The following is a 21,347-nucleotide window of genomic DNA, read 5'->3' on the forward strand; positions in this document are numbered from 1 at the left end:
GGCTGTCGCGGCGCTCGTTCGCATCGGCAAGCGTCGACTTGGCAATCGAGCCGCGAAAGCCGGCGAAGTACAGCTTGGACGAGTAGCTGCGCAGGCATGTGGTGATGTCTCGCAAGCTTTGCCGCGCAGTCAGCTGCGCAAACAACATGCACAGCAACTGATCCCAGTGAGAGAACGACAGCGTGGGGTACTTGCCGCCATACAAGCTCACCGCCTCGTTGAAAGTCTCGCGCGGCAGAAAGCCGGTGAGCTGCGCGAACACCAACTTTCCTTTGAGCATCGAACCCTCGCAAATGAGGCGAGTGTCCGAAAACGGCAAACCAGCGTCGATATAGATTTCTCAAGGCGACCTCGAAAAATCAAGGCGCGACAACGAGTTACGCTCCAAATGAGAATCGATCTCCGGACAGTACTGAATCTGACCCCAATTTCTGAGCGGGCTTAGTCGATCACCCGGTCGGCACGCGCGAGGATCGTCTGCGGCACCGTGATGCGCAGTTCACGCGCCGCGGCCATGTTGACGACCAGCTCCACGCGGCTGGGCAGTTCCACCGGGATCTCGCCCGGCGGGCGGCCCTTCAGGATCTTGTCCACGTGGCTCGCGAGACGCCTGTACGCGGCCCGCAACTCGGGGCCGTAGGACAGCAGGTTGCCGCGTTCCGCGAATTCGCTCCAGCCCGAGATCGTGGGCATGCGCGCTGCGCGGGAGAACTTCGCGATCGCGTCGCTGTAGCGGATGGTGCCGTTGTCCGGGAAGAGCACGAGCGACTCGCAGTTGGCTTTCTGCGCGGCATCGAGAGCCGGCGGCAGTTCCTGCGCGTTGCGAACGTTGAGGTACTCCACCGCGAGCCCCAGGCGCGAAGCCGCGGCCAGCGACATCTCGCGCTCCGCCTCGACGCCCGGGTGCGCCGGGTTCGCCACCACCGCCACGCGCTTCATCCGCGGCGACAGCTCCTTGAGCAGTTCCATGCGCTTGCCCACCAGGTCCAGCGCCAGCATCGAGATGCCCGTGGCGTTGCGTCCCGGCCGCGCGATGCTCTCGGCCAGCTTCGCGATGACGGGGTCGCCGCTGAACCCGAACACGATCGGCTGCGGCAGGCCGAGCCTCGTCACCTCGAACGCCGCGACCGTCTGCGTCACGAAGATGTCCGGCTTGCCTTGCGCCGCCTCCTGCGCATGCTTCGTGAGTAGTTCGCGCGACCCCGCGGCCCAGCGCGAATCCATCACGTAGTCGCGGCCCTGCACGTAGCCCAGCTCCGTCATGCCCTCGATGAACGCGTCGTAGGTGCCCAGGCGCGTCTCGCGTTCGTTGGGCGAGAGCCAGGCGATCTTCACCGGCGGGCGCTGGGCGCGCGCCGCGATCGCGCACGCAGCGGCGGCAAGGAGCGCGGCACGCCGCTTCATCCGCTACTCCGGCTTGATCCGCGCCTCGTCGATCGTGCGCGAGTACTTCGCGTACTCCTCGGCGATGTGCGCTGCGAAAGCCTTCGGGTCCATGTACATCGTGTGCATGCCCAGGCCGGCGATGCGCTGGTGCACGTCCGGCTCGGCAAGGGCCGCGCGCACGCCTTCGGCGATCTTCGCGATCACGTCAGGGGGCGTGCCGGCCGGCACCACGTAGCCGAACCACGCATTCGCCTCGTAACCCGCCACGCCCGACTCGGCTACCGTCGGGACCTGCTTGAGGGAGTCGACACGCTCTCGTGAAGTCACCGCCAGCGCGCGCAGGCGGCCCCCTTCCAGCTGGCCCGTCATCTCCGACAGGTTCGCCATCACGGAATGGACGTGGCCACCCATCGCGGCCGTGACGGCCGGCGCGCCGCCCTGGAACGGCGTGTAGATCAGCTTGATGCCCAGGCCGCGCTGCAGCATTTCACTGGCGATGTGCTGGGTGGTCGCGGGCCCGACGCTGCCGATGGAGACGGTGCCCGGGCGCGCCTTCGCATCGGCCACCCAGTCCGCGAACGTGCGGTAGGGGCTGTTCGGCGGCACGGCGATGACCTGCGGCGAGTAGGCCATGCCGGCCACGGGCTCGAAGGCCTTCAGGCCGGGGTAGGGCAGGTCCGTGCGCAGCTTCGCGTTGATGACGAAGCTGCCCGCCATGATCAGCATCGTATGGCCATCCGGCGGCGCCTTGGCGACGAACGCCGTGCCGATGACGGTGCCGCCCCCGGGCTTGTTGTCGACGGTGACGGGCTGGCCCCATCGCTTCGTCAGCCGGTCCGCCAGGAGGCGCGCGAGGACATCCGCCGTGCCGCCGGCCGGGAAGGGAACGACGATCTTCACGGGCTGGGACGGGTACGTCTGCGCCGGCACCTGCGCGCTGGCGCAGGCGAGGGCAAACGCGAGCAGGGCGCGGCGGCTGGCTGTCATGGGTTCCTCCGGTTGGCGGACAGTGTCCCGTGGACGCCCGGTGGCGTCAATCGCGGGATGCGGGTAGATTCGGCCGCGGAGGCAGGCGGGACACCGATGCAGCAAGAGGAGCGGGATTCTGCGGACGCGAGACGCACAGGCAGCCCCTACCGGGGGCGCCTGTTCCGCAAGTACTTCGCGCTCGTGCTCGTGCTGGTCTGCGGCGCACTGGCCGCCAGCAGCGCCATCACGCTGTTCTTCACCTACGAGGACAACAAGGCCGCCGCCGGCCGCCTGCAGCACGAGAAGGCGCTCGCGGCCGCCGAGCGCATCGAGCAGTTCGTGCGCACCATCGAAGGCCAGGTGGAGAACGCGAGCCTGCCGCAATGGGGCGGCGTGGGCGACGAGGGCCGCCGCCTCGAGTACACGCGCCTGCTGCGCGTGCAGCCCGCGATCACGGACGTGGCGGCGCTGGACCTGACCGGCCGCGAGCGACTGCAGTTGTCGCGGCTGGCGATGAACACCTTCGACAGCGGCCGCGACCGCTCCGCCGACCCGGCTTTCCTGAAGGCGAAGCCGGGGCAGACGTATTTCGGCCCGGTGTATTTCCGGCAGGACACCGAGCCCTACATGACGATCGCCGTCCGCACGAAGGGCGCCTCGGGCATGGTCACCGTCGCGGACGTCAACCTCAAGCTGATCTGGGACGTGATCTCGAAGATGCGCATCGGCAAGGCCGGCAAGGCCTACGTCGTCGATTCGCAGGGCCAGCTGATCGCGGACCCGGACATCGGCCTCGTGCTGAAGGTGACCAACCTCGCGCAGCTGGACCAGGTGAAGGCCGCGCTCGCGCCGCCCGCCGTGGAGCCGGAAGCGGTGCTGGCTAAGGACGATTCGGGCAAGGACGTCATCGCCGCTTTCGCGCCGGTGAACCCGCCGGGGTGGAAGGTGATCGTGGAGCAACCGGTGAGCGAGGTGTATGCCACGCTCAACGCGTCGATCATCCGCTCGATCGTGCTGTTCCTCGCGGGCCTGGCGTTCTCCGTGCTCGCCGCAGGCTTCCTCGCGCGCAGCATGGTTCGCCCGATCCGTACCTTGCAGGAGGGCGCCCAGCGGATCGGTGCCGGCGAGCTGGACCAGCGCATCGAAGTCCACACCAACGACGAGCTGCAGGCGCTGGCGGAGCAGTTCAACCGGATGTCGGCGCAGCTGGCGGAGTCGTATGCGGACCTTGAGAGGAAAGTGGAAGAGCGCACGCGCGAACTGACCCAGGCGCTGGAGCGACAGACTGCAACGAGCGAGGTGTTGCAGGAGATCAGCCGCTCGCAGACGGATATCGCGCCGGTGCTCGACGCGATCATCCGCAACGCCGTCGCGCTTTGCCACGGCAGTCACGGCGGGATGGTGAGAGTCGAAGGCGACATGGTCGACCTTTGGGCGCAATACAACTTGCCCGCCGAGGCCCTGGAAGTGGTGCGCTCGCGCTATCCGGCGCCGATCTCGGAAAAGAGCATCGTGGGACTTGCCATCCAGACGCGAGAGGTCGTCCACGCTCCGGACACCGTGAATCACCCCTACTATCGACCGAGTCCCTACGCGGTCGCGGCGCGGATCCGTGCCCAGGTGAGCGTGCCGTTGATCAAGGATGGGAGGGTGCTGGGAGCGCTCAACGTCATCAGGGACACCCCCGGGGCCTTCTCCGATGTGCAGATCGGGATGCTGAAGTCGTTCGCCGACCAGGCCGTCATCGCCATCGAGAACGCGCGCCTGTTCCACGAGATCCAGGACAAGAGCCACCAGCTCGAAGTGGCCAACAAGCACAAGAGCGAGTTCCTCGCCAACATGTCGCACGAGCTGCGCACGCCGCTGAACGCCATCATCGGCTTCTCCGAAGTGCTGTCGCAGAAGATGTTCGGCGAGCTCACCGAGGACCAGGAGCAGTTCGTCAAGGACATCCACGAGTCCGGCAAGCACCTGCTGCACCTGATCAACGACATCCTCGACCTGTCGAAGGTGGAGGCGGGGCGCATGGAGCTGGACGTGAGCGAGTTCGACCTGCCGGCCGCCATCGGCAACGCGATGACGCTGGTCAAGGAGCGCGCGACGCGGCAGGGCGCGCGGCTGACGAGCGAGGTGGACCCGCAGCTGGAGGACTTCCGCGCCGATGAACGCAAGTTCAAGCAGATCATGCTCAACCTGCTGTCCAACGCGGTGAAGTTCACGCCCTCGGGCGGCTCCATCGAAGTGCGGGCGACGGCCGTCAACGGCGGCGTGGAAGTGGCGGTGGCGGACACCGGCGTGGGCATCGCGCCGGAGGACCACGACGCGGTGTTCGAGGAGTTCCGCCAGGTCGGCAAGGACTACACGCGCAAGGCCGAGGGTACGGGCCTGGGCCTGGCGCTCGTCAAGAAATTCGTGGAGCTGCACGGCGGGCGCATCTGGCTGGAAAGCCAGCCGCAGAAGGGCAGCACTTTCACTTTCTACCTGCCGGACGCCAGGAGGGCTGAGCATGCCGGGTAACACCATCCTCGTCGTCGAGGACAACGAGAAGAACCGCCGCCTGCTGCGCAAGGTGCTGGAGGTGACGGGCTACACCGTGGTCGAGGTGGAGACCGGGGAGGCCGGCGTGCAGGCGGCGCGCGAGCACAAGCCGGACCTCGTCCTGATGGACTACCAGCTGCCGGACATCGACGGCATCGAGGTTTTCAACCGCATCCGCGCCGATGCGTCGATCCCGCGCATGCCGATCATTGCGGTCACCGCATCGGCGATGCCGGAGGACCAGAAGCGGATGAAGGACGCCGGCTTCGACGGTTTCGAGACCAAGCCGATCAGCGTGACCGCGCTGCTGGCGAACGTGGCGCGGTTCCTCCCGCCGCCCGCCAAGCCATGAACGCGCAGCGCGTCCTGATCGTCGACGACGTGCCCGCCAACGTGCGGGTGCTCGCCAAGATCCTCGAAGCGTCGGGCTTCGCGGTGGAAACCGCGGGCGGCGGCGTGGAGGGCCTCGCGCGCATCCGCGAAGGTGGCATCGACATCGTGCTGCTCGACGTGATGATGCCGGACATGAGCGGCTACGAGGTCTGCCGCGCGGTGCGCGCGGACGAGAAGACGGCCGTGCTGCCCGTGGTGCTGGTGACGGCGCTCGACGACGTGGAGGAGCGCGTCAAGGGCATCGAAGCCGGCGCCGACGACTTCCTTTCCAAGCCGATCCGCCAGCCCGAGCTTCTGGCGCGCGTGCGCTCGCTGCTGCGCATCAAGGCCTACCACGACACCATCGTGGCGCAGCGCGCGCAGCTGGAGGAGTGGACGCGCACGCTGGAGCAGCGCGTGGCGGACGCGGTGGGCGAGATCGAGCGGCATGGCCGGCTCAAGCGCTTCCTCGCGCCGCAGATCGCGGAGATGCTGCTCGGCGAAGGCAAGGAGGAGCTGCTCAGGAGCCACCGGCGCGAGATCACCGTGGTGTTCATCGACCTGCGCGGCTTCACGGCGTTCACCGAGCTGTCCGACCCCGAGGAGGTGATGCGCGTCATCAACGACTACTACGGCGTGATGGGCGCGCTGGTGCAGGAGCATGGCGGCACGCTCGCCAACTACGCGGGCGACGGGATGATGATCCTCTTCAACGACCCGGTGCCCACGCCGGCGCCCGCGGCGGATGCAGCACGCATGGCGCTCGCAATGCAGGCGGCCTACGCGGGGCTGTCGCAGCAGTGGAAGGCGCAGGGCTACGACCTGAAGATGGGCGTCGGCATCGCGCAAGGCTATGCCACCGTGGGTGTGATCGGCTTCGAGGGCCGGCGCGACTACGGCGCGATCGGGCCGGTGTGCAACCTCTCCGCGCGCCTGTGCTCGGAGGCCAAGGGCGACGAGATCCTCGTGTCCCAGCGCGTGGTGGGCGCGCTCGGCGATGCGTTCAGGACGGAGCCGATGGGCGAGGTCACGCTCAAGGGCGTGCACAAGCCGCAGCCGGTGTTCCGGCTGCTGGGGGCGGCGGCGTAGCGGCCTACTCCACGAACCGGTCCACGCGCGCCTGCAACGCGGGCGGCGGCTGCCAGCCGAGCGCCGCGGCTGTCTTCGAATTGATCACGAGCTCATAGCGCGCCGGCTCCTCCATCGGCAGCGTCGCCGGCGAGGCACCTCGCAGGATGCGCGCTACGAACGACCCGACGCGGTTCACCATCTCCTCCAGGTGCGGGCCGAAGTAGAGCAGCGCGCCTTCGCGCACGTGAACGAGAGCCGTACCGAAGGTGGGAAGCTTGCGCTCGATCGCGAACGCGGCGATCGCGCCCATCGATGGGTTGATCGACGCATCGCCGTTGATGAACAGCGCATCGGGCCGCGCTGCCGCCACCTGCCGCAGCGCCGCAGCCACGTCGGCCTGCCGCCGCACGTGGACGAATTCGATCGCAAGGCCCAGGCGGGCGGCGGCCTCCTCCGAGGCGGCCCCGTAGCGCGCCGCGGTGGGTGCGTCGGGGTTGCCCAGGACGGCGATGCGCCTCGCGCGCGGCACCGCCTCGCGCAGGAGCTCGTACAGCTTGTCCACGACGCCGCGGGAGAAGTACACCGTGCCCGTGACATTGCCACCAGGCTGCGCCAGCGACTTCGCGAAGCCGGCCTCCGTTGGCAACAGCGCGCCGAGGGCCACGATGGGCACCGTTTCGGTGGCAGCGCGCGCGGCGACGATGGCCTGCTGGAAGACGGCGACGATCAGCTCCACACGCGCGGCGACGAGCTCCGCGGCGAGCGAGGCCAGGCGCTCGGCACGGCCTTCGGCGAAGCGCCACTCGATGGTGACGATGGGCCCCTCGGGTACACCGGCGTTGCGCAGTGCGGTGCGGAACATCTCCTGCTGCGTCGTGGCGATGGTGCTGCCTGCCGAGTAGAGCGAAAGGTAGCCGATCCGTCGCGGCGCCGCCCGGGCTTGCGCCAGGGCGAGCCCGGGCGCGACTCCAACAGCGGCCAGGCCCGCCATGTACCGGCGCCTGCAGGGCATTGCGATCGCATCCATGCGGGTCGTGGACCTCCGTGCGTACTTTTAGCATCGCGGCGCGGCCACCACAACAGGCGCCGCGTCATGCATCGATGGGTTGTGCGCCGCCCGGCATTGAGCGACGATTGGCCGCCATGACCCAGCCCCCCGCCACCATCGGCAAGTACGCCGTCGTCCGCGAGTTGGGCCGTGGCGCCAGCAGCACCGTCTACCTCGGCGACGACCCGTTCAACAAGCGCAAGGTGGCCATCAAGCGCATCCACCCGCACCTGATCGCCGACGAGCGCCAGGGCGTGCGCTACCGCCGCCTGCTGCGTAAGGAGGCCACGATGGCCGGGCAGCTGCGCCACCCGCACATCGTGAGCGTGTACGACGCCGACGTGGAAGCCGAGGCGCCCTACATCGTGCTGGAGTACGTGCCGGGCGCGCCGCTGTCCCACTTCACCAGCGCCGCCAGCCTGCTGCCCGTGGGGCAGGTGCTGGACATCTGCTACACGTGCTGCAGCGCCATGGAGTATGCGCACACGCGCGGCCTGGTGCACCGCGACCTCAAGCCGGCCAACATCCTCATGGACGCCAACGGCGACGTGAAGCTCACCGATTTCGGCACGGCGCTGCAGGTCAAGAGCGACAGCACCCAGACCCTGGGCCTGGTGGGCTCGCCGATGTACATGGCGCCCGAGCAGGTGCGCGAGCAGCCGTGCACCAACCGCAGCGACATGTTCTCGCTGGCGGTGACGGTGTACGAGCTCCTGACGGGCCGCCGCCCGTTCGAGGGCGACTCGGAGTACGCCACGCTGTACAAGATCAGCAACGACGAGCCGACGCCGCCCAGCATGCTGCGCCCGGGGCTGCCCGAAGGCATCGACGACGTGCTGATGCTGGCGCTTTCGAAGCGGCCCGAACACCGCTTCGCGCAGTGGATGGACTTCGCCGAGGCGGTGCTGGCCGTCAAGCGCGAGGTGCGCGGCGTGAGCGCGGAGCACCGCGACGGCGAGCGCTTCGCGCAGATGCGCAAGCTCCCTTTCTTCGCTGAATTCCCGGACCAGGTGCTGTGGGAGGCACTGCGCCTGGGGGTGGTGGGCATGCACCCGCGCGGGTACATGCTGATGGAAGAGGGCGCGGCCGGCGACTCGTTCTACGTGCTCATCGAAGGGCGCGTGGCGGTGGTGCGCAAGGGCTGGAAGGTGGCGCAGCTCGATGCGGGCGTCACCCTCGGGGAGATGTCCTACCTGCGCAAGAGCGACCGGCGCCGTACGGCGACGGCCGTCGCCGAAACCCCGGTGGTGGTGCTGGAGATCCGCAACGAGGCGCTGCGCAAGGCGTCGGAGGACCTGCAACTCGCGTTCGACAAGGCCTTCATCGACTTGCTGCTCAACCGGCTGATCACGACGACCGAGAAGCTGGGGTCCGGCGACAGCGATGGGCTGGTCGTGGGCGGGGACTCGCGCTACTGACGTTACTGGCGCGGCTCGATGTCCGTCACCACGCGCGCATAGCGCTGCTTGCTCCAGTACGCGGAAGCCCAGTCGATCAGCACGACGATGCGGTTGCGAAAGCCGATCAGGAAGTAGATGTGCGCGAACAGCCAGAACACCCAGGCGAGCCAGCCGCTGAAACGCAGCGGGCCCGCGGGGGTGGCCAGGTCGACCACCGCTGAATTGCGGCCGATGGTGGCCAGGTTGCCGTAGTCGCGATAGCGGAACGGCTTCGTCGGCTGGCCCGCGATGCGCCGCTGGATGTTCGCGGCGGCGCAGCGGCCCATCTGCTTGGCGCCGGGTGAGACGCCGGGCACGGGCCTGGGCTCGCGGCCGGGCGCATGGCTCTTCGCCGCGGCGAGGTCGCCGATGACGCTGATCTCGGGATGGCCGGGCACGCTGAGGTCCGGTTCGACGACGACGCGGCCTGCGCGGTCCACCTGCGCGCCCACGGCCTGCGCAAGCTGCCTGCCGAGCGGCGAAGCCGCGACGCCGGCGGCCCACACAATGCAGCGTGAGCCGATGCGATAGGGCGCGCCTTCGGGCGGCGTGACCTCGAGGCCGTGCTCGTCGATCGCGGTCACGAGCGACGCGGTGCGCACTTCGACGTGCAGCTTTTCCAGTTGCCGCTGCGCACTCGCGCTCAGGCTCTCGGGCATCGCCTGCAGCACCCGTGGCGAGCCCTCGACGAGCAGGATGCGCGCCTTCGCGGGGTCGATGTGGCGGAACTCGCCCGGCAGCGTGTGCCGCGCGATCTCGGCGAGCGTGCCGGCCATCTCGACCCCGGTGGGGCCGCCGCCGATGACCACGAAGGTGAGACACTCGTCACGTCGCGCGGGCTCGCCCTCCTTCTCCGCCATCTCGAAGGCCAGCAGGATGCGGCGGCGGATCTCGAAGGCATCGTGCAGCGTCTTCAAACCCGGCGCATGGACGGCCCACTCGTCGCGGCCGAAGTAGCTGTGCGTGGCGCCCGCGGCGACGATCAGGTGGTCGTAGGGCAGCGTGTTGCCGTCGGATAGCCGCACGTTGCGAGCCGCGGCGTCGATCGAAACGACGTCCCCCAGCAGCGAAGTCACGTTGGCCTGCTTGCGGAACAGGTGCCGCACCGGCGCCGCGATGGCCGGGGCGGACAGGCCGGCCGTGGCCACCTGGTACAGCAGCGGCTGGAAGAGGTGGTGGTTGGTGCGGTCGACCAGCGTGATGTCGACCTGCGCGCCGTCGAGCGCACGCGTGGCCTCCAGCCCGCCGAAACCGCAGCCGATGACGACGATTCGTGGCTTGTCGTTGTTCGTTGCCATGCAGGGAATTATGCGAGCCCGCACAATGTCTCCATGGCACTCAAGCTCTCCGTGCTCGACCAGTCCGTGGCCTGCGTGGGCCGCGGGCAGGACGAATCCATCCGCAACACCGTGGCCTTGGCCGAGCACTGCGAGGCGCTCGGCTACAACCGTTTCTGGCTCAGCGAACACCACAGCCTGCCCACCATCGTGGGCACGGCGCCCGAGGTGCTGATGGCCGCCATCGCCGCGCGCACGCAGCGCATCCGCATCGGCAGCGCCGGCGTGATGCTGCCGCACTATTCGCCCTTCAAGGTGGCCGAGCAGTTCCGCGTGCTGGATGCGCTGGCGCCGGGCCGCATCGACCTGGGCGTCGGCCGCGCCCCGGGCAGCGACCAGCGCACGGCGTTGCTGCTCAACCCGGACCCGCGTTCGTCACAGCACTTCCCGCAGCAGGTGGCGCAGCTCAGCGCGTGGATCAGCGGCGAGGCCGTCGCCGAGGGTGTGCAGGCGCTGCCGATGTCGGGGACGAAGCCCGACCTGTGGATGCTGGGCAGCTCCGGCTATGGCGCACAACTCGCGGGGCACTTCGGCATGCCCTACGCCTTCGCGCACTTCATCACCGACGGCGAGGGCACGAAGGAGGCGCTGGACCTGTACCGCCACACCTTCAAGCCGGGGCTCATCGAGAAGCCGCATGCCACCGTTTGCGTCTGGGCCCTCGCGGCCGACACGGAAGAACAGGCGTGGCACCTCTTCGCCAGCCGCGAGCGTGCGCGGGTCAACCGGCAGCGCGGGCAGTTCGGGCCCTTGCTGCCGCCGGACGAAGCGCGCGGCGGGTACACCGCGTCCGAACAGGCGTATGTGGACGACTTGCGCCGCAAGGCGATGGTGGGCACCGGGCCGCAGGTGCTGGCGAAGCTGCAGGCGCTGGCCGACGACCTGGGGATCGACGAAGTGGTCGTGATCACGTGGACGTGGGACCCCGCGGCGCAGCGGCGGTCGTACGAGCTGTTGGCGAAAGCCGTATAACGCGAACGAGACAACGAGGAGAAGTACACATGTTCGAAACCACCATCGCCGGCAGCCTGCCCAAGCCCGAGTGGCTGGCCGAGACCGAGAAGCTCTGGCCGAAATGGAAGCTCGAAGGCGAGGCCCTGAAGCAGGCCAAGGCCGACGCCACGCTGCTGTGGATCAAGGCGCAGGAGGACGCGGGGCTGGACATCGTCACCGACGGCGAGCAGTCGCGCCAGCACTTCGTGCACGGTTTCCTCGAGAAGGTCGAGGGCATCGACTTCGAACACAAGGTGGAGATGGGCATCCGCAACGACCGCTACAAGGCGATGGTCCCGCAGGTGGTGGGCCCGCTGCGCCTGAAGGGCCGGGTGCACGAGTTCGAGGCGAAGATCGCGCGCGCCCACACGAAGAAAAAGCTGAAATTCACGATGCCCGGGCCGATGACCATCGTCGACACCGTGGCCGACAAGTTCTACGGCGACCGCGTCAAGCTGGCATTCGCGTTCGCCGAGCTCCTGAACCAGGAAGCGCTGGCGCTGCAGGCCGATGGCGTGGACATCATCCAGTTCGACGAGCCCGCATTCAATGTCTACATGAAGGACGCGGCGGACTGGGGCGTGAAGGCGCTCGAGCGCGCGGCGCAGGGCCTCACGTGCAAGACGGCGGTGCACATCTGCTACGGCTACGGCATCAAGGCCAACGTCGACTGGAAGCAGACGCTCGGCGACGAGTGGCGCCAGTACGAGGAAGTCTTCCCCGCGCTCGCGAAGAGCCGCATCGACCAGGTGAGCCTGGAGTGCTACCACTCGCACGTGCCGCCCGACCTGATGAAGCTGCTGGCCGGCAAGGAAGTGATGGTCGGCGTGATCGACGTCGCCAGCGACGAGGTGGAAACGCCCGAGCAGGTGGCCGAGACGATCGGCAAGGCGTTGCAATTCGTTGCGCGCGACAAGCTGCTGCCGTGCACCAACTGCGGCATGGCGCCGATGAACCGCGACATCGCGATGCGCAAGCTCGAAGCGCTCGCCAAAGGGGCGGAGCTGGCTAGAAGGAAGTTGACTTGACGGCGCGCATGGCCGCGCTACGCTGAGACCATGACCCACGAGCACCCTTCGCACTGGCACGAGCACCCGGACGGCGGCGGCCACGAGCACGGCAAGGCGCCGGCGTGGAAGTACGACGGCGTGCGCGTCATCCCCGGCAACCAGCTCGACCCCAACACCGCGCAGACGCCCGGCATGGACCGCAAGGCGGCGATCAACTTCGCGCGGGTCGGCGCGCAGAAGCTGTGGGCCGGCACGGTCAGCATCCACCCGGACGCGAAGACGGGTGCGCACCACCACGGGCACCTGGAAAGCGTGATCTACGTCGTGCGCGGCCGCGCGCGCATGCGCTGGGGCGAGAAGCTCGAGTTCACGGCCGAGGCCGGGCCGGGCGACTTCATCTACGTGCCGCCCTATGTGCCGCACCAGGAGATCAACGCCAGCCCGACCGAGGTGCTGGAGTGCGTGCTGTGCCGCAGCGACGGGCAGGCCGTTGCGGTGAACCTCGACATCGAGCCTGTCGAGAAGCCCGAGCAGGTGCTGTGGGTGGACCCCACGCATCCCAACGGCGCCGTTTGACACCCAGAAGGATGGCCGAAGAAATCATCCTCGTCGTGGAAGACGACCCCGACCACCGGGAACTGATCGTGCTCGCCCTCGAAACGCGCTGCGAGCGTTCGCGCATCGCGGTGGCGGTGAGCGGCGAGGACGCGCTCGACTACCTGCATGCCCGCGGTGCCCACACCGGCCGCGACCCGAGGCGGCTGCCGCGCCTGGTCATTCTCGACCTGCGCATGGCGCGCATGGACGGCGTGGCGGTGCTCAAGGCCATTCGCGGCGACTCCACGACCGCGTCCATCCCGGTCGTGATGCTCTCCGCCGTCACCGACAGGGCCGAGCTCGACCGCTGCTACGAGGCCGGCGCCAACAGCGTCGTGCGCAAGAGCGTGCAGCTGGAAGAGCTGCGCGCCAAGATCGGCAAGGTGTACGACTTCTGGATCACGGTGAACGAGGCCAACCGCAATTCGAGGGTGTAGTCCTACACCCTCGGCGGAGTCGCCTTACAACGCGGTGCGTTCCTGCTGGCTACAACAAGCCCAGCAGGAAAGGACATCCCGACCATGAAGGACCCGAAGTCCGGCATCGCGGCCGCCGCAGCCGTTGCCGTAGCCGTGGTGGCATTGCTCACGGTGTGGTTCGCGCGGCACGGCACGGGCGACGTACCGCGCCCGAGCGAAGCGATCTCGCAGCAGTCCGTGGTGACGGCGCCGCCGCTGTCCGGCTCGCCGGATGCCGCCACGCGCTCCGCCGTGATGGGCGGCCCGCCCGCCGCGCCCGCCCATGCGAAGCCGTAGCGCCATCGTGCTCGCGGCGGCTCTCGTCGCGGCCGCTGCGTCGGTGGCGTCGCCGCTGAAGTACCGCAATGTGACGGCCGGCGGCGAGCTGCGCGCCGGCGTCTACGGCCGCATCGACCCCGGCGACGGCAGGCCGCCGCCGGTGGTCTACAAGCAGCCCGTGGTCGCCGCCGGCGTCCTGCTGCCGCCGGGCACGCAGCCGGTCTACCTGTACGTGCCCTCGGGGCAGGTGCGCAAGTGGGACCGGCATTGCATCAAGTGGCGCGCGTGCGAACTGCCGGTGTACTTCGTGCGCGTGGACGACAACCCGGGCAAGCTCGGGAGCTGGTACGCGCTGCGCAGCGACTGATCAGTCTTGCGCCACTTGCAGCACCAGCTTGCCGAAGTTCTCGCCCTTGAAAAGCTTCAGGAGCGTGTCGGGGAAGTTCTCGATCCCCTGGACCACGTCTTCCTTGCTCTTCATGCGCCCGTCGCGCAAATAACCCGCGAGCTCCGCCACCGCTTGCGGGAAGCGCTCGACATAGTCGAACACCACCATGCCTTCCATGCGCGCACGGAACACCAGCAGCGACAGGTAGTTCTTCGGCCCCTGCACGGCCGTGGTGTTGTTGTACTGGCTGATCGCGCCGCAGATCACGATGCGCGCGCCACGCGCCAGGCGCGTGAGCACGTCGTCGAGGATCTCGCCGCCGACGTTGTCGAAGTAGACGTCCACGCCCTTGGGGCAGTGCTCCTTCAGCGCCGCCTTCACGTTGCCGGCCTTGTAGTCGATGCACGCATCGAAGCCCAGCTCGCCCACCACCCAGTCGCATTTAGCACGCCCGCCCGCGATGCCGACGACGCGGCAACCCTTGATCTTCGCGAGCTGGCCCACCGTCTGGCCCACCGCACCGGCCGCGCCGGACACGACCACCGTGTCGCCGGGCTTCGGCTGGCCCACGTCGAGCAGGCCGAAGTAGCCGGTCATGCCCGGCATGCCCAGCACGTTGAGCCACTGGTTGATGGTGCCGGCGCGCGTGTCGATCTTCACCAGCCCCGCCTTCTTCGCCTCCGCTTCCCCGAACGCCGCGTATTCCTGCACGCCGAGCGCGCCGGAGACGAGGTCGCCAACGGCGTACTTCGGGTTCTTCGACGCGATCACCTTGCCGACGCCCCCCGCGCGCATCACCTCGTTGATCCCCACCGGCGGGATATAGCTCTTGGCGTCGTTCATCCAGCCGCGCATGGCGGGGTCGAGCGAGAGCGACAGCGTCTTGACGAGCACCCCGCCATCGGTGGGCTCGGCGACGGGTTCGGTGGTGAAGGACCAGTCCTCGCGCACGGGCATGCCGTTGGGGCGGCGGGCAAGGCGGACCTGGTGGTTGGCAAGGGCGGTGAGGTTCATGGCGCGCGATGGTAGGCCAGGGGCGGCGCGCGGGCGGTTGCGAAAGTGACACCGAAGTTGTCAGGAGACGCGCCCGAAGGGGGTGTGCTGTAATGATTTGAGAGGGGACGCCGACGGATGATCAAGACAACAGGAGACCGGATGTCCGCCAGGGAATCGTCCGCGCCGGCCACCGGGCCGCGCCCCAACGCCGTGCAGCGCTACGCGCAGGTGCGCGCCCACACGCTCGCGCTGGCCGCGCCGCTGTCGGCGGAAGACCAGTGCGTGCAGTCCATGCCCGATGCCAGCCCCACCAAGTGGCACCTGGCGCACACCAGCTGGTTCTTCGAGGCGGTGGTGCTGCGGCCGCATGCGCCGGGGTACCGCGCTTTCGACGAGCGCTACTTCTACCTCTTCAACTCGTACTACGAATCGCTCGGGCCGCGCCACGCGCGGCCGCAGCGCGGGTTGCTCACGCGGCCTTCGCTCGAGGAAGTGCATGCGTACCGCGCGCATGTCGATGCGGCGATGGCGGCGTTCATCGCCGAGGCCGGCGGCTGGCACGCCGCCGCGCCGCTCATCGAGCTCGGGCTGCACCACGAGCAGCAGCACCAGGAACTCTTGCTCACGGACATCCTGCATGCGCTGTCGTGCAACCCGTTGTTGCCGCCTTACCGTGCGCCGCGCCTGCTCGTGGCGATGGAGCCGGTGCGGCCGATGCAATGGCTGGAGGGGCCGAGCGGTGTCGTGAAGGCCGGCCATGCGGGCGAGGGCTTTGCCTTCGACACCGAGACGCCGCGGCACGACGCGCTGCTGCAGCCGTACCGCATCGCGGACCGGCTGGTCACCTGCGGCGAGTTCCTCGATTTCATCGAGGACGGCGGGTATGCCAATCCCGCGCACTGGCTCTCCGACGGCTGGGCCGCCGTGCAGTCGCAGGGCTGGAAGTCGCCGGCTTATTGGCTGGCACCGGGCGACGCTCGTCTGGCAGGGCCCGGCTGGCACGTGTTCGGCCTCGACGGCGTGCATCCGCTCGACCCGTCCGCGCCTGTCGCGCACCTCAGTTTCTACGAAGCGGCCGCGTATGCGCACTGGGCCGGTGCGCGCCTGCCCACCGAGTTCGAGTGGGAGGCGGCCGCGGCCTTGCCGGGCATGCGCCAGCTCACCGGGCACGTGTGGCAGTGGACGCGCTCGTCCTACGACCCGTACCCCGGCTTCCAGCCGTTCGCCGGCGCCGTCGGCGAATACAACGGCAAGTTCATGGTGGGCCAGCTCGTGCTGCGCGGCGGCAGCGTGGCGACGCCGCCGGGCCACGTGCGGCCCACGTACCGCAACTTTTTCCCGCCGGCCGCGCGCTGGCAGTTCAGCGGGCTGCGGCTCGCGAAGGACGCCGCATGATGTCTCCCAGCCTCGTCCCCGGCAGCGCCGACGCGGCCGCGCCGCGTGCCGGCAGCGAGTTCGCGGCCGACATGCTCAAGGCGCTGGACACGCGGCCGCGCAGCATCTCGCCCAAGTACTTCTACGACAGCGCGGGCTCGCAGCTGTTCGACGCGATCTGCGAATTGCCGGAGTACTACCCGACACGCACCGAGATCGGCATCCTCACGCAATGCGCGGGCGAGGTCGCGCAGCTCGCGGGGCCGCGTGCCGAGATCGTGGAGTTCGGCGCGGGCTCGCTGCTGAAGATCCGCCTGCTGCTCGATGCGATGAAGGAACCGGCGCGCTACATGCCGGTGGACATCTCCGGCGACCACCTCGCCGGCAGCGCGGCGGCCCTGCGGCGCGACTACCCGGGCCTCGACGTGCACCCGGTCGTCGGGGACTACACGCAGCGCGTGCTGCTGCCGGTGCCGCGAGCGGGCGGCGGGCGGCGCATCGGCTTCTTCCCCGGCTCCACCATCGGCAACTTCACGCCGCGCGAGGCGGTGCACTTTCTCGAAGTGGCGGGCCAGGTGCTGCGCGGCGGCGCGCTGCTGCTGGGCGCGGACCTGGTGAAGGACCCCGCGGTGCTGCACGCGGCGTACAACGACTCGGCGGGTGTGACGGCGGCTTTCAACCTGAACCTGCTGGCGCGCGCGAATCGCGAGCTGGGCGCCGACTTCGCGCTGGACCAGTGGGCGCACTACGCCTTCTACGAGCCGCGGCAGCAGCGCATCGAGATGCACCTCGTCAGCCGCCGCGCGCAGCAGGTCACGGTGTGCGGCCAGCGGTTCGATTTCGCGGAGGGCGAGGCGCTGCACACGGAGAACTCGTACAAGTTCACCATCGAGGGCTTGCGCGCGCTGGCGATGGAGGCGGGCTTCCGGCCCGGGCCGGTGTGGTGCGACGCACGGCAGCTCTTCAGCGTGCATTGGCTGTACGCTCCCGAATCATGAAAGCCACCTGGAACGGCGCCACCATCGCCGAAAGCGACGACACGGTCGTGGTCGAAGGCAACCACTATTTCCCCGCGTCCGCCCTGAAGCGCGAATACGTCAGCTTCAGCAACACCCACACCGTCTGCCCCTGGAAGGGCACGGCGAGCTACTACTCGCTGCTCGTCAATGGCGACCTGAACGCCGACGCCGTTTGGTACTACCCCGACCCGAAGCCCGAGGCCGAAATGGTGCGCGACCGCGTGGCTTTCTGGAAGGGTGTGAAGGTCGAGTAAGCAAAGCGCGCCCTCGCGCGACTGTTGCTCCATGGACACCTTCGACGCGATCATCATCGGTGCCGGCCAGGCCGGCCCCGCCCTTGCCATGGGGCTCGCCGCGCGCGGCGAATCCGTCGCCCTCATCGAGGCGGTGCACCTGGGCGGCACCTGCGTCAACGAGGGCTGCACGCCCACCAAGACATTGCGCAAGAGCGCGCGCGTGGCGTACGTCGCGCGCCGGGCGGCGGAATTCGGCGTGCACGTGGGCGCGGTCGAGGTGGATTTCGCGGCCGCGATGGCGCGGATGCAGGACCGAGTCGACGAGTCGCGCGGCAGCCTGGAAAGCTGGGTGGGCGGGCAAGCGCGCGTGAAGCTGTTCAAGGCCTGGGGCTCGTTCGTGGGCCGCGACGGCGATGACTTCGTCGTCGATGCCGGCGGCGAGCGGCTGAAGTCGCGACGGATTTATCTCAACACCGGCACGCGGCCGTTCATCCCGCCGATCCCGGGCCTGGCCGACGTGCCGTATCTCGACAACGTCTCGCTGCTCAAGCTGCGCGAGCGGCCGCGCCATTTGCTCGTCATCGGCGGCAGCTACATCGGGCTGGAGATGGGGCAGATCTTCCGGCGGCTGGGCAGCGAGGTCACGGTCATCGAGCCGGGGCCGCGCATCACCAGCCGCGAGGACGAGGACGTGTCGGCGTGCATCACGCAGTTCCTGCAGGGTGAAGGCGTGACGGTGCTCACGGGGCACGGCATCGACCGCGTCGAGAGCGATGGCGGCGACATCGTCGTGCGCGCCGGCGCCAACATCGCGCGCGGCTCGCATGTGCTCGTTGCCACGGGGCGCCTGCCCAACACGGACAAGCTGAACCTCGCGTCGGTGGGCGTGGAGACCGACGCGCGCGGCTTCGTCAACGTCAGCGGGAAGCTGGAAACCAACGTCCCCGGCATCTGGGCGCTGGGCGACATCAACAAGCGCGGCGCGTTCACGCACACGAGCTACCACGACCAGGAGATCGTGCTCGCCAACCATGCCGGCGGTTCGCGCTCGGCGGACGAGCGGACGATGGTCTATGCGATGTTCACCGACCCGCCGCTCGGGCGCGTGGGTATGTCCGAGGCCGAGGCGCGGGCGAGCGGCAAGCGCATTCTCATGGCCACCTTCGACATGAAGAACGTGAGCCGCGCCAAGGAAGAGAGCGAGACCACCGGCCTCGTGAAGCTGCTGGTGGATGCGGACACCGAGCGCTTCGTCGGCGCGGCCGTCCTCGGCATCAACGGCGACGAGATCATCCAGGCGATTTCGCTGTTCATGGCCACCGGGGCGAGCTGGAAGGTGATGAAGGACGCGCTGCCGGTGCACCCGACGGTGACGGAGTTCCTGCCGACGATCCTCGCGCGGCTCAAGCCGCTGCAGTAGCCTGCCTCGCGAGGAGGTGCTCCGCGAGCGCGGCGTCCATCGTCTGCGCGTGCTGCGGGAACCACAAGGCGAGCTCCTCGATCATCGCGCGCACCGGCACGATGTCGCCGCGGTCCGCGAGCATCTGGCCTTCGTGCAGCACGCGCAGCACCACCTTGTGCTGGGCGGCGTGGCACTGGCAGGCGTGGAAGCGGCTGTCGTGCATCCACTTCTCCTCGCGCGCGAAGTGCGCGTCCGTGTGCTCGACCAGCGCGCGCCACGCGGCGGGCAGCGACTCGGCGTCGCACCGCCTGGCGTGCGCGAGCAGCTCGACGAACTCGCGGTGCGTGGTATCCATCTCGGGCAGGCCGAGGGCGAGCTTGTCGGTCCAGGTGAGAGTGGGCATTTGCGTTTCCTCGGTGCCAACACTATCGGCACGCCGGCGGTGTGGACTTGACCGACGTCAGCAAAGGGCCCGTTGCTGCGGTGCGCAACCCGAACGGTTAAGCTGGCGGCCATGCTGCTGAGCCCCGCCTACACCTACCCCGACCAGCTCGACACGCAACTGCGCCAGCAGGGCTATGCCGTGCTCAGCCCGCGCGGCGTGGGCGAGCTTTGCGGCTGCGCGGTCGAGGAGCTGCAGGCGCTGCGCCCGTCGTGGGACGCGCTCGCGCCCGACAACTACCTGAAGGACGGCGGGCGCTACCGCAAGCGGCGGCATTCTTGCTTCGTCGTCGAGGGCGACCAGCTCACCCTCGCGCCGCACCGGGCGCACTGGCAGCCGGTGGAATACAACGCGCTGCACGGCGGCATGCAACGGTGGTTCGAGCCGATGGAGACGGCGGTTGCCCAATCGCCCGCGTGGTCACGGCTGCTGCGGGCCCTGGCGCGCACGAGCTCGGCGCTCAAAGGTGCACGGCCGTGGTATGTGGAGGCGCACCAGTTCCGCATCGACACCGAGGGCGGTATCGGGCGGCCGACGCCTGAAGGCGCGCACCGCGACGGCGTCGACCTGGTGGCGGTGTTCCTCGTGGGGCGCGAGAACATCAAGGGTGGCGAGACCCGCGTCTTCCAGGCCGACGGGCCGGCGGGCCAGCGCTTCACGCTGACGCAGCCGTGGAGCCTGCTGTTGCTGGACGACGAGCGGGTGATCCACGAGACCACCCCGATCCAGCCGGTGGGGCCGCACGGCCATCGGGACACGCTGGTCCTGACGTACCGCGCGGGCAATTTCCAGGGGGACTGACGCCTTAAACGCGCTCGAAGATCGCGGCGATGCCTTGCCCGCCGCCGATGCACATCGTCACCAGCGCGTAGCGGCCGTTGATGCGCTTCAACTCGTGCAGCGCCTTCACGGTGATCAGCGCACCGGTCGCACCGATCGGGTGGCCGAGCGAGATGCCGGAGCCGTTCGGGTTGACCTTCGCCGGGTCGAGGTCGAGGTCGCGCGACACGGCGCAGGCCTGCGCGGCGAACGCCTCGTTGGCTTCGACGACGTCGAGGTCCTTCACCTTCAGGCCCGCCTTCTCCAGCGCCTTGCGAGTGGCCGGCACCGGGCCGATGCCCATGTACTTGGGGTCCACGCCCGCGTGCGCGTAGGAGACGAGGCGCGCGAGCGGCTTCAGGCCGCGCTTGTCGGCCTCGGCGCGGTCCATCAGCACCACCGCGGCGGCCGCGTCGTTGATGCCCGAAGCATTGGCCGCCGTCACCGTGCCGTTCTCCTTGACGAACACCGGCTTGAGCTTGGCGAAGTCCTCCAGCTTGGCGCCCGCGCGGAAGTGCTCGTCGGTGTCGAACACCACGTCGCCCTTGCGGCCCTTGCTGACCACCGGGACGATCTGCTCCTTGAAGTAACCGGCGGTGGTCGCGCGCTCGGCGCGGTTGTGGCTCTCCACCGCCAGCTTGTCCTGGTCCTCGCGCGTGATGCCCCACTTGGCGGCGATGTTCTCCGCGGTCACGCCCATGTGGATCGTGTGGAAGGGGTCGTGCAGCGCGCCGACCATCATGTCGACCAGCTTGGCATCGCCCATGCGCGCGCCCCAGCGCGTGCTCAGGTCCGCATAGGGTGCGCGGCTCATGTTCTCCGCGCCGCCGCCGATGGCGACGTCGGCGTCGCCCAGCAGGATGGTCTGCGCGGCGGACACGATGGCCTGCAGGCCCGAGCCGCAGAGCCGGTTGACGTTGAAGGCTGGCGTGCCTTCGGCGCAGCCGCCGTTGATGGCCGCCACGCGCGAGAGATACATGTCGCGCGGCTCGGTGTTGACGACGTGGCCGAACACCACGTGGCCGACGTCGCCGCCGGGAACGCCGGCGCGCGCCAGCGATTCCTTCACCACCAGCGCGCCGAGGTCGACGGGCGGCACATCCTTGAGCGAACCGCCGAAGGTACCGATGGCGGTACGCACGGCGCTGACGACGACGACTTCACGGGGCATGGC

Annotated in this window: 22 protein-coding genes and 1 pseudogene; 15 read left to right on the forward strand and 8 right to left on the reverse strand. The window is 68.9% G+C overall.

Annotated features, from left to right (window positions below; translation table 11 throughout):
- Window positions 1–112: 112 nt before the first annotated feature.
- The 3 genes and pseudogenes from H8R02_RS30820 to H8R02_RS16090 all read right to left on the reverse strand — a co-directional run.
- A pseudogene (locus H8R02_RS30820) lies at window positions 113–280 on the reverse strand (DUF4372 domain-containing protein); the annotation flags it as partial.
- A 161-nt stretch (window positions 281–441) separates the two neighbouring features.
- Entirely contained in the window at window positions 442–1,404 is a 963-nt protein-coding gene (locus H8R02_RS16085) for an ABC transporter substrate-binding protein (protein ID WP_187082450.1), read from the reverse strand.
- A gap of 3 nt (window positions 1,405–1,407) precedes the next feature.
- The gene (locus H8R02_RS16090; RefSeq protein ID WP_187082451.1) at window positions 1,408–2,373 is read right to left on the reverse strand and encodes a Bug family tripartite tricarboxylate transporter substrate binding protein; all 966 of its coding nucleotides are present in this window, start codon (window positions 2,371–2,373) and stop codon (window positions 1,408–1,410) included.
- Between the two features lie 96 nt (window positions 2,374–2,469).
- On the opposite strand from H8R02_RS16090, the gene H8R02_RS16095 reads away from it, so the two are divergent.
- From H8R02_RS16095 to H8R02_RS16105, 3 genes are read left to right on the forward strand one after another with little or no spacing between them, the layout of a single operon-like run.
- Window positions 2,470–4,872 carry a sensor histidine kinase gene (locus tag H8R02_RS16095; protein WP_187082452.1) on the forward strand — a complete coding sequence of 801 codons (2,403 nt, stop codon included), beginning with the start codon at window positions 2,470–2,472 and terminating at the stop codon, window positions 4,870–4,872.
- The gene (locus tag H8R02_RS16100) at window positions 4,862–5,245 is read left to right on the forward strand and encodes a response regulator (protein WP_187082453.1); all 384 of its coding nucleotides are present in this window, start codon (window positions 4,862–4,864) and stop codon (window positions 5,243–5,245) included. Before H8R02_RS16095 ends, H8R02_RS16100 begins: the two co-directional genes overlap by 11 nt.
- Entirely contained in the window at window positions 5,242–6,354 is a 1,113-nt protein-coding gene (locus tag H8R02_RS16105; protein WP_187082454.1) for an adenylate/guanylate cyclase domain-containing protein, read from the forward strand. The genes H8R02_RS16100 and H8R02_RS16105 overlap by 4 nt, the downstream gene beginning before the upstream one ends.
- 4 nt (window positions 6,355–6,358) lie before the next feature.
- Here H8R02_RS16105 and H8R02_RS16110 read toward each other — a convergent pair whose 3' ends face one another.
- Window positions 6,359–7,363 carry an ABC transporter substrate-binding protein gene (locus H8R02_RS16110; protein WP_187082455.1) on the reverse strand — a complete coding sequence of 335 codons (1,005 nt, stop codon included), beginning with the start codon at window positions 7,361–7,363 and terminating at the stop codon, window positions 6,359–6,361.
- A gap of 116 nt (window positions 7,364–7,479) precedes the next feature.
- On the opposite strand from H8R02_RS16110, the gene H8R02_RS16115 reads away from it, so the two are divergent.
- On the forward strand, window positions 7,480–8,802 hold the full coding sequence (locus H8R02_RS16115) for a protein kinase domain-containing protein (RefSeq protein WP_187082456.1): 1,323 nt from the start codon (window positions 7,480–7,482) through the stop codon (window positions 8,800–8,802).
- A 2-nt stretch (window positions 8,803–8,804) separates the two neighbouring features.
- Here the strand turns inward: H8R02_RS16115 and H8R02_RS16120 are convergent, their stop codons facing one another.
- On the reverse strand, window positions 8,805–10,121 hold the full coding sequence (locus H8R02_RS16120) for an NAD(P)/FAD-dependent oxidoreductase (protein WP_187082457.1): 1,317 nt from the start codon (window positions 10,119–10,121) through the stop codon (window positions 8,805–8,807).
- A gap of 33 nt (window positions 10,122–10,154) precedes the next feature.
- Between H8R02_RS16120 and H8R02_RS16125 the strand changes: the two genes are divergently transcribed.
- The 6 genes from H8R02_RS16125 to H8R02_RS16150 all read left to right on the forward strand — a co-directional run bounded on the left by H8R02_RS16125 (window position 10,155) and on the right by H8R02_RS16150 (window position 13,864).
- On the forward strand, window positions 10,155–11,132 hold the full coding sequence (locus tag H8R02_RS16125) for an LLM class flavin-dependent oxidoreductase (RefSeq protein WP_187082458.1): 978 nt from the start codon (window positions 10,155–10,157) through the stop codon (window positions 11,130–11,132).
- 29 nt (window positions 11,133–11,161) lie between these two features.
- Window positions 11,162–12,181, forward strand: a complete 1,020-nt coding sequence (locus tag H8R02_RS16130) for a methionine synthase (RefSeq protein ID WP_187082459.1) — start codon at window positions 11,162–11,164, stop codon at window positions 12,179–12,181.
- Window positions 12,182–12,211: 30 nt separating this feature from the next.
- Complete coding sequence (locus H8R02_RS16135; RefSeq protein ID WP_187082460.1) at window positions 12,212–12,739, forward strand: cupin domain-containing protein; 528 nt, start codon at window positions 12,212–12,214, stop codon at window positions 12,737–12,739.
- Window positions 12,740–12,750: 11 nt separating this feature from the next.
- Window positions 12,751–13,197, forward strand: a complete 447-nt coding sequence (locus H8R02_RS16140) for a response regulator (RefSeq protein WP_187082461.1) — start codon at window positions 12,751–12,753, stop codon at window positions 13,195–13,197.
- Between the two features lie 84 nt (window positions 13,198–13,281).
- Complete coding sequence (locus H8R02_RS16145; protein WP_187082462.1) at window positions 13,282–13,515, forward strand: hypothetical protein; 234 nt, start codon at window positions 13,282–13,284, stop codon at window positions 13,513–13,515.
- Window positions 13,502–13,864 carry a hypothetical protein gene (locus H8R02_RS16150; RefSeq protein ID WP_187082463.1) on the forward strand — a complete coding sequence of 121 codons (363 nt, stop codon included), beginning with the start codon at window positions 13,502–13,504 and terminating at the stop codon, window positions 13,862–13,864. The genes H8R02_RS16145 and H8R02_RS16150 overlap by 14 nt, the downstream gene beginning before the upstream one ends.
- Here H8R02_RS16150 and H8R02_RS16155 read toward each other — a convergent pair whose 3' ends face one another.
- The gene (locus tag H8R02_RS16155; RefSeq protein WP_187082464.1) at window positions 13,865–14,899 is read right to left on the reverse strand and encodes an NADP-dependent oxidoreductase; all 1,035 of its coding nucleotides are present in this window, start codon (window positions 14,897–14,899) and stop codon (window positions 13,865–13,867) included. It abuts the gene before it with no gap.
- Between the two features lie 141 nt (window positions 14,900–15,040).
- On the opposite strand from H8R02_RS16155, the gene egtB reads away from it, so the two are divergent.
- From egtB to H8R02_RS16175, 4 genes are read left to right on the forward strand one after another with little or no spacing between them, the layout of a single operon-like run.
- Window positions 15,041–16,276 carry an ergothioneine biosynthesis protein EgtB gene (egtB, locus tag H8R02_RS16160; protein WP_187082465.1) on the forward strand — a complete coding sequence of 412 codons (1,236 nt, stop codon included), beginning with the start codon at window positions 15,041–15,043 and terminating at the stop codon, window positions 16,274–16,276.
- Window positions 16,273–17,253, forward strand: coding sequence for an L-histidine N(alpha)-methyltransferase (egtD, locus tag H8R02_RS16165; protein ID WP_435531274.1), 981 nt, complete (start codon window positions 16,273–16,275; stop codon window positions 17,251–17,253). The genes egtB and egtD overlap by 4 nt, the downstream gene beginning before the upstream one ends.
- Window positions 17,250–17,528 (forward strand): DUF427 domain-containing protein, encoded by a 279-nt coding sequence (locus H8R02_RS16170; RefSeq protein WP_187082466.1) that lies wholly within the window; start codon window positions 17,250–17,252, stop codon window positions 17,526–17,528. Before egtD ends, H8R02_RS16170 begins: the two co-directional genes overlap by 4 nt.
- Before the next feature lie 31 nt (window positions 17,529–17,559).
- Window positions 17,560–18,930 carry a mercuric reductase gene (locus tag H8R02_RS16175; protein WP_187082467.1) on the forward strand — a complete coding sequence of 457 codons (1,371 nt, stop codon included), beginning with the start codon at window positions 17,560–17,562 and terminating at the stop codon, window positions 18,928–18,930.
- On the opposite strand, the gene H8R02_RS16180 is transcribed toward H8R02_RS16175, so the two are convergent.
- Window positions 18,914–19,315, reverse strand: a complete 402-nt coding sequence (locus H8R02_RS16180) for a bacteriohemerythrin (RefSeq protein WP_187082468.1) — start codon at window positions 19,313–19,315, stop codon at window positions 18,914–18,916. The two genes, H8R02_RS16175 and H8R02_RS16180, sit on opposite strands and share 17 nt — an antisense overlap.
- A gap of 111 nt (window positions 19,316–19,426) precedes the next feature.
- Between H8R02_RS16180 and H8R02_RS16185 the strand changes: the two genes are divergently transcribed.
- Window positions 19,427–20,155 (forward strand): 2OG-Fe dioxygenase family protein, encoded by a 729-nt coding sequence (locus H8R02_RS16185; protein WP_187082469.1) that lies wholly within the window; start codon window positions 19,427–19,429, stop codon window positions 20,153–20,155.
- 4 nt (window positions 20,156–20,159) lie between these two features.
- Here H8R02_RS16185 and bktB read toward each other — a convergent pair whose 3' ends face one another.
- Window positions 20,160–21,344, reverse strand: coding sequence for a beta-ketothiolase BktB (gene bktB / locus H8R02_RS16190; RefSeq protein WP_187082470.1), 1,185 nt, complete (start codon window positions 21,342–21,344; stop codon window positions 20,160–20,162).
- Between the last annotated feature and the right edge of the window lie 3 nt (window positions 21,345–21,347).

The organism is Ramlibacter albus, assembly GCF_014297445.1.
GTDB classification, from domain to species: Bacteria; Pseudomonadota; Gammaproteobacteria; order Burkholderiales; family Burkholderiaceae_C; genus Ramlibacter; species Ramlibacter albus.